Source organism: Oscillatoria sp. CS-180 (assembly GCF_028330965.1).
In the GTDB taxonomy this organism is placed as follows: Bacteria; Cyanobacteriota; Cyanobacteriia; order Phormidesmidales; family Phormidesmidaceae; genus Halomicronema.
On record NZ_JAQMUB010000066.1, the window covers coordinates 79,498 to 87,806 of the forward strand.

At 53.1% G+C, this 8,309-nt stretch carries 2 protein-coding genes; both read left to right on the forward strand.

The genetic code is table 11. The features are described from left to right. The first annotated feature begins 283 nt into the window (after window positions 1-283). On the forward strand, window positions 284-4,840 hold the full coding sequence (locus PN498_RS15570) for a non-ribosomal peptide synthetase (RefSeq protein WP_272063758.1): 4,557 nt from the start codon (window positions 284-286) through the stop codon (window positions 4,838-4,840). Beyond that, window positions 4,837-8,298: a non-ribosomal peptide synthetase gene (locus tag PN498_RS15575; protein ID WP_272063760.1), complete on the forward strand. Its 3,462-nt coding sequence runs from the start codon at window positions 4,837-4,839 to the stop codon at window positions 8,296-8,298. Before PN498_RS15570 ends, PN498_RS15575 begins: the two co-directional genes overlap by 4 nt. The last annotated feature ends 11 nt before the right edge of the window (window positions 8,299-8,309 follow it).

The window sequence follows — 8,309 nt, forward strand, 5'->3', positions numbered from 1 at the left end:
TAGGATGACCGGATTTGGCTCTAGTTATTGTTTTGAATGTGTCTGTGTAAAAAGCTCTTGGTCAATGACTATTGTGCTAAGTGCATGAATTAGGCGAAATGAGTCGCTCAGTAGACTGGAAAGCTTATAGTCTGTTTTGCCCGTGTTGAAGTCAAGTTTCTGCCAAATTTAGGGCGATATTTAGGGCGATCGCTGGAGTAATTAAACAAAGCAAGCTGGGATTTAGAACTGGTAAGTGGCTTAGAAAAAGAGCTTAGGAAAAGCTGTAGAGGTAGGTGTAGTTATGACAAACGTTCAATCGCAAAATAAGCGAAAGAATATTGAATCCATTTATCCGCTGTCACCTATGCAGCAGGGTCTACTTTTTCATGCCCTAGATGCTCCAGAATCGGGCCTGTATTTTGAGCAGTTGGGCTGTATGCTGCATGGAAATTTGAACGTTCCAATGTTTCGCAAGGCTTGGCAGCAAGTTGTTGATCGGCACTCCATCCTACGCACTTTCTTTGTCTGGGAAAATCGCGCGAAGTTGCTTCAGGTTGTGCGTTATCAGGTTGAATTGCCCTGGGTCGAACACACGCTTGCGGGAGAGCCTGCTGAGGTACAGCAAACGCGGCTGCAAGCGCTGCTTCAGGCAGATCGAGATCAGGCATTTGACCTAAAGCAGGCACCCCTGATGCGCTGTACGCTCATCCACTTGAGCGATACGACTCAATATTTTGTTTGGAGCTTTCATCATCTACTGATGGATGGCTGGTGTTTGTCTTTGGTCATGCGAGAAGTTGTGGCCCTCTATGAGGCCAATAAGCGCGGGCAACCAATCAGTTTAGAGACGCCTCATTCCTATCGCGATTACATCACCTGGCTACAACAGCAAGACCCCGCTCAAGCAGAGAAATTTTGGCGGCAGGAGCTGCGCGGAATGTCGTCTCCGACACCCCTTAACGTTGGCTCTGCTGGGCTAGGTCCCTTGCCTCAGCAACATGATTATCGGACTTACGAAGAGCAATCTTTCCAGTTGTCTGAGGACAATACAGCTGCTCTAAGAGCACTGTTGCTGCAACATCACCTGACTCCCAATACCCTTGTTCAAGGCGTTTGGGGACTTCTACTGAGTCATTACAGCGGCAACCCAGAGGTTGTTTTTGGCGCAACGGTCAATGGCCGTCCACCGTCGCTGCCGGGAATCGAATCCATGATTGGTTTGTTTGTCAATACGCTGCCGGTGAGGATATCGGTGTCGTGGAAGACAAAGCTGATCCCCTGGCTGCAACAGCTACAGGCCCGGCAGGTTGAACGCGAACAATATGTGTATAGTCAGTTGGTTGATATTCAAGGGTGGAGCGACGTACCGCGAAGCTTGCCTCTGTTTGAAAGCATTTTGGGATTTCAGAACTACCCACTTGATACCTCTGTCTTTAAGTGGAGCGATGATCTAAAAATTGATAGTTTTCGAGGATTGACTTTAGCTAATCAGCCCAATCTAGAAATCGATAGTCTTCGAGGGTTTACGCTAGTCAACTATCCGCTCAAGGTTTTGGCAGGATTGCGCCACAACCTATCAGTGCGAGTCGGCTATTACGCAAATTGTTTTCACCCTGACACGATCGCCCGCTTGTTGGGGCATTTCCGAACTTTGCTGGAGGGAATCGTTGCCGCTCCTGAGAGTCGGCTCGTTGACCTGCCGCTGCTGACGCCGTCAGAACAGGTGCAACTGCGCGGCGACTGGAGGGGTTGCAAGGCTGACTATTCGGCTCGGTGTGTTCATCAAGTATTCGAAGCTCAGGTAGCCCAAACTCCTGATGCGATTGCGGTGGTGCACGAAGATCAGTCTCTCACCTATGCCGAACTAAACCGTCGCGCCAATCAACTGGCCCACTATTTGCGATCGCTGGGTGTCGGTCCCGAAACATGTGTAGGACTGAGCGTCGGGCGTTCCTTGGAGATGGTTGTAGGGCTTCTAGGCATTCTTAAAGCGGGAGGTGCCTATCTGCCGCTTGACCCAACGTATCCTTTTGAGCGGCTGTCTACAATGCTGCAAGACGCTCAACCACCGGTTATCTTGACGCAAGAACGTTGGCTGGATGAATTGCCGGCACACTGGGCGCAAACGCTGTGTTTGGATGCTGATTGGGAGCAGTTTGAAAACGAGAGTGTTGAGAATCCTGAGGGTGACACGATCTCAACCAATCTGGCCTATCTTATCTACACCTCAGGCTCGACGAAGCAACCCAAAGGCGTCGCGATAGATCACCGGGCCATCAATCGCCTGGTACTCAACACCCACTACGTAACGCTGACGTCACGCGATCGCATCGCTCAGGCTTCTAGTATTTCGTTTGATGCCGCTACGTTTGAAATTTGGGGAGCGCTGCTGAACGGTGCCCAGCTCGTGATCATGCCGAGAGATGTTCTCCTGTCGCCGCACGACTGTTCGGCTCATCTGAACCAGCACAAAATCACGACCCTATTTCTCACGACGGCATTGTTCAATCAGATAGCGCGAGCGGTGCCTGAAGCCTTTCAGCACCTTCGTTATGTCTTGTTTGGAGGGGAAGCGGTTGATCCCAAATGGGTTCGAGCGGTGATGGAAGCCGGATCGCCTGAACAACTGACCCACTGTTATGGGCCGACTGAAAATACCACTTTTTCCTCTAGTTACGCTATAGACTCCGTTCCGCCTGACGCCACGACTTTGCCCATTGGAGCGGCTATTACGAATAGTGAAATCTACGTATTGAATTCATCACTCCAGATGGTGCCCATTGGCGTTCCTGGCGAACTGTATGTAGGCGGAGATGGCCTTGCTCGGGGATACCTCAATCGCCCTGACTTGACCGCCCAAACCTTTATTCCTCATCCCTTCAGCTCAACGCCGGGTGCTCGTCTGTACAAAACAGGAGATACGGTTCGCTATTTGCCGGACGGCAACCTGGAGTTTCAGGGCCGTATCGATTTGCAGGTTAAAGTCCGAGGATTTCGTATTGAACCTGGTGAAGTAGAGGCCGTTCTCTTAAAGCATCCTCAGGTCAAAGGTGCGGCGGTTGTGCCTCAGCAGGATGCTACAGACAATACCTGTTTAGTGGCCTATGTTGTTCCGCTGGAGGCCAGCCCTGAAGACCCGCGCACTACAACAGAGGCTTCTCAACAGGAATTCATCACCCATTGGCTGGAACTCTATGAACAAACCTACGGTGAAGACGCTGTCCCATGGGAACAAACGCTAAATTTGGCGGGATGGAATAGTAGCTATACCCAGTCCCCGATTCCCGTTGAGGAAATGCAGGAATGGGTAGAGCAGGCTGTGACCCAAATCCGTCAACAGCAGCCCAAAGCCGTGTTGGAAATTGGTTGTGGCACAGGACTGCTGCTGGCTCGAATTGCGCCTGAGTGCGATCGCTACTGGGGCACAGATTTTTCTGAAACGGCGCTCCGCCATATTCGACAGTTACAGCAGACGCAGCCGGAGTTGGGGCATGTTGAGCTGCGGCATCGTTTGGCCGACAACTTTGAGGGGATCGAATCAGCTTACTTTGACACCATCGTCCTCAACTCAACGGTGCAGTACTTCCCCAGCATCGAATACCTGCTCAAAGTTTTAGAAGGGGCTATCCGGGTTGTGAAACCGGGCGGGTGCATCTTCGTGGGTGACGTGCGACATTTGCCGCTACTATCGGCGTTTCATGCTTCTGTGCAGTTTCATCAGGCTGCCGACTCTCTGCCGCTAAAACAGCTCCATCAGCGAGTGCAGCAAGGCTTAGAAAAGGAGAAGGAACTTGTCATCGACCCCGCGTTCTTTATGGCCCTGCAGCAGACGTTTCCGGCCATTCAGCGGGTCCACATTCAGCCCCAAGGCGGTCATTGTCATAACGAATTGACTCGGTTTCGTTACCAGGTGGTCTTAGAGATCGGTGAGGCAACGGCAACGACGGACAAGAAGGCTCATGCGCCGGAAATTCCCTGGATCGATTGGTCAACAGATTGGGAGATGCCCCAAATTACTCAGCACTTGATGACAGATCACCCCTCGTTTGTCGGTATTCGAAATGTTGCCAATCAGCGGCTGGCTACCGAACCAGGAGTCCTGCACTATTTGAGGACGCCTGGTGAGCTGCAAACAGTTGGACAATTACGAGCCGCGATCGCTGACTCGCCGATACCGGGCGTGGACCCTCAGGCGCTATGGGATTTGAGTCAAGTCCTGCCCTATCAGGTTCACATCAGTTGGGCCGCAGGGCACCCCGATGGGGCTTACGATGTGATTTTTCAACATCAGTCTCATTCTCAAGCGATCGTGTTTCCAGAAACGACGGCATCTCCCCGACTCTGGTCGAGCTATGGCAACAATCCCCTGCAAGGTAACTGGAGTCAGGAACTGATCGCTCAAACTCGTCAGTTTTTGCGAGAAAAACTGCCCGAATATATGGTGCCGTCTACGTTTGTATTTCTCGCTTCTCTGCCGTTAACGCCCAGCGGCAAGATTGACCGCCGCGCCCTGCCTGCTCCTGATTTATCTCGCAGTGATCTCACGACTCAGTTTGTTGCTCCCCGCACCGAAACCGAAAAAATTCTGGTGAGCATTTGGGCCGATGTGTTGGGCGTTGATCAGATTGGCGTCCACGATAATTTCTTTGACCTCGGAGGCCATTCGCTGATGGCAACCCAGGCAATCTCTCGGTTACGGTCAGCCTTTGGCATGGAGATTCCGCTGCGGAGCCTCTTTGATACGACGACCGTGGCCGAACTTGCCGAGAAAATTGATACCCTGCGCTGGGCCGCTCAGGACATGAAAACCCCGCTGGATGATGGGAATGCCGCAGAGGAGGAGGTGGGAGAATTATGAGAAGCCTCGATCAGCTGTTGTCCCATACGCGCCATTTAGGCGTCAAGCTTTGGGTTGAAGAGGAAAAGCTGCGCTATCGAGCGCCGAAGGGCGTATTGTCTTCAGATTTGAAGTCTGAGCTGAGCGATCGCAAGGACGAAATCCGGACCTTTTTGCAGCAAGCCCAACGGACGCTAGAGCAGGCATCGAATCCCATTGCGCCAGCTCCGAGAGATATTGATCTGCCCCTATCCTTTGCCCAGCAGCGGCTCTGGTTCTTAGACCAGCTCTCGGCAGGAAGAACGACGTATAACGAATCGCTAGCGCTCGAAATCGTGGGCCATTTGCAGGTCTCCGTTCTGCAAAAAAGCTTGATGACCGTGATGCAGCGACATGAAGTGCTGCGGACGAACTTCAAAGTGGTGAATGGTTCACCCGTTCAGGTGATTGCTTCAATGCCTCAGGTCCCGCTGTCCGTTGTTGATTTACAGGCCGTACCTGAGTCAATCCAGTCGGTGTTGATGCCTCGTCTGGCGGCGGAAGAAGCAGACCGTCCTTTCGATCTCTCCAATGATCGGCTGTTGAGGTTCCTGCTGATTCAGCTAGAGGCTGACCGACAGGTCTTGGTGTTAACCATGCACCATATCGTCTCTGATGGATGGTCTATTGGCGTTCTGGTTCGAGAAGTCAGCGGACTCTACGAGGCCGTCTTAGCGGGGCAGCCTTCCCCGTTGCCAGAGCTGCCCATTCAGTATGCGGATTTTGCCTACTGGCAGCGGCAGTGGCTGCAAGGTGAAGTTCTGCAAAAGCATTTGACCTACTGGCAGCAGCAGCTTAGGGGAGCGCCCCAGCGGCTGACACTGCCAACCGATTATGCTCGTCCAGCCGTTCAAAAGTTTCGGGGGGCACGACTTGCGTTTGCCTTGCCTCAGGAATTGGCCAATCGGCTGCAAACTTTGAGCCAACAGTCAGACGTCACCTTATTTATGACCCTGCTGGCGGCTTTTGGGGTCTTACTCCAACGGTATAGCGGTCAGGATGACCTCGTTATCGGCACGCCAATTGCCAATCGGAACCGACCTGAAATTGAGCCTCTTATTGGCTTCTTTATCAACACCCTGGCGCTTCGAATCCGGCTGCAAGAGACGTTGAGTTTTCAGGCGCTGCTCAGGCAGGTGCGACACGTCACCTTGGACGCCTACGCCCATCAGGATTTGCCCTTCGAGCAGGTGGTTGAGGCGATGCAGCCTGAGCGATCGCTGAGCCATGCCCCCCTTTTTCAAGTGGCGTTTGCCTTGCAAAATGCGCCTATCGATCGCCTACAGTCACCCGGATTAACGTTTGCTCCCTTAGAAAAACCCAACGTCCACACCAAACTCGATCTGTTGCTGTCGATGCGGGAGACGGAAGCCGGCCTCAGCGGAGTGTGGGAGTACGATCGCGATCTGTTTGCGAGTGCAACCCTGGAACGGATGGCCACTCATTTTCAGTCGCTACTGGAGGCCATCGCGACGCATCCGGACCGGAGTCTGTCAGACTTCACGCTCTTGAGTCCAGCGGAGCGGCAGCAAATTTTGGTGCAGTGGAATCAAACCCAGCGCAACTATCCGCCTTACCAGAGTATTCATCAGCAGTTTGAAACCCATGCTGAACGGACTCCAGAGGCGATCGCAGTCGTTTTTGAGCAGCAGTGTCTCACCTACCAAGCTCTCGACGCCCGCGCTAATCAGCTTGCCCACCATCTTCGTGACTTAGGCGTTGGACCAGAGGACCTAGTAGGACTTTCGGTAGACCGTTCTCTTGACATGGTGATTGGTCTGCTGGGCATTCTCAAAGCTGGGGGGGCTTATGTTCCCATAGATCCTGACTATCCCCCAGAGCGTTTAGCCTTCATTCTCGAAGATGCTCAGCCGTCCGTCATTTTGACTCAAGCTCATGTGTTGGAGAGTTTACCCGCAGGTCAGAGTTCAGTTGTCTGTCTCGATCGAGACGGGTCAATCATCAGTCAGCAGCCTGTCAGCTCACCTGAACACCCTGTTCAACCGGAGCAGCTGGCTTATGTCATTTATACCTCTGGCTCAACCGGAACGCCGAAAGGGGTTCTTCTCAATCATGGCGGGCTGTGCAATCTGGCCGCTACCCAGACCGAACTGTTTGCAGTGGGATCAGACAGTCGCATCCTCCAGTTTGCGTCACTGAATTTCGATGCATCCGTTTGGGAGATTGTTATGGCATTGGGGTCAGGGGCGTCGCTGGTCTTAGCCAGTCCTGCAGCGCTGATGCCAGGCGAGGATTTGAGACGCACCCTAAGCACCCAGCGCATCTCTCACATCACCCTGCCACCGTCTGCTCTCGCTCTGCTCAATCTCGAAGCATTACCGGCGCTGAGGCACGTGATTGTGGCCGGCGAAGCTTGTCCCATTGACCTAGCCCATCGTTGGTCCGAGGTCTATCAGGTTTGGAACGCCTATGGTCCGACTGAGGGAACGGTGTGTGCCACCATATCGCCGGTTCATCCAGAAGCACAATCACTGAGCATTGGTCGGGCGATCGCCAACACACAGGTTTATATCCTAAATAGACAGTTACAGCCTGTCCCGATAGGCGTCATAGGAGAGCTCTATATCGGTGGGGCGGGGGTCGCTCGGGCCTATCTAAACCGCCCAGCACTCACGGCGGAGAAATTTGTGGCTAACCCGTTTGGCAGCGGACGGCTCTACAAAACGGGAGATTCAGCTCGCTATCTGCCCGACGGCACAATTGATTTTGGGGGTCGCCTCGATCATCAGATCAAAATCCGGGGCTTCCGCATCGAACTGGGCGAGATTGAAGCGGTTCTCAACCGTCACGAACTTGTGCAGCACTGTGCCGTGATCGCTTGCGCAGTCTCCAGCGAGACCAAATATCTGGCTGCGTATGTGGTGAGCGATACGGAAAGCGATACGGAAAGCAATACGGAATTAGACAGCGGTGCCCTCAAAGCATTCCTGAGACAGCATCTGCCGGACTATATGGTGCCCAGCGTGTTTGTGCCTCTGGCTGCTTTACCGCTACTGCCGAACGGCAAGGTTGATCGCCAGGCACTTCCCGCTGTAGATCAGTCCATCGCTAGGACAACAACTCAGTTTGTGAAGCCTGAAAGTGCGCTGGAGAAGCAGTTGGCCGATATCTGGCAGTCGCTATTGCCGGTAGCTCAGGTCGGGGTTTACGACAGTTTCTTTGACTTGGGCGGCAACTCCATGCTGCTTATTCAGATGCACTATGCCCTGCAGGAAAAGTTGAGCGTCTCGCTTTCTGTGGCAGATTTATTTGCCTATCCCACTCTGAGGGCTTTGAGCGACTATCTCTCGAAACGAGCCATTCAGCAGGATGTTCAGCCTGCAGAGCGAACGAGAAAGTCGCGTGCCAGTCGGACCCAAATCCGAACAGTCAGACAGCGCCAGCATCAGCTACGTCAGCACAGTCGCCTGAATCTTTGAAGAGGGAGCCG

Coding starts and splice junctions, on each gene's coding strand:
- PN498_RS15570 (WP_272063758.1), top strand. CDS start 284: ATGACAAACGTTCAATCGCAAAATAAGCGAAAGAATATTGAATCCATT.
- PN498_RS15575 (WP_272063760.1), top strand. CDS start 4,837: ATGAGAAGCCTCGATCAGCTGTTGTCCCATACGCGCCATTTAGGCGTC.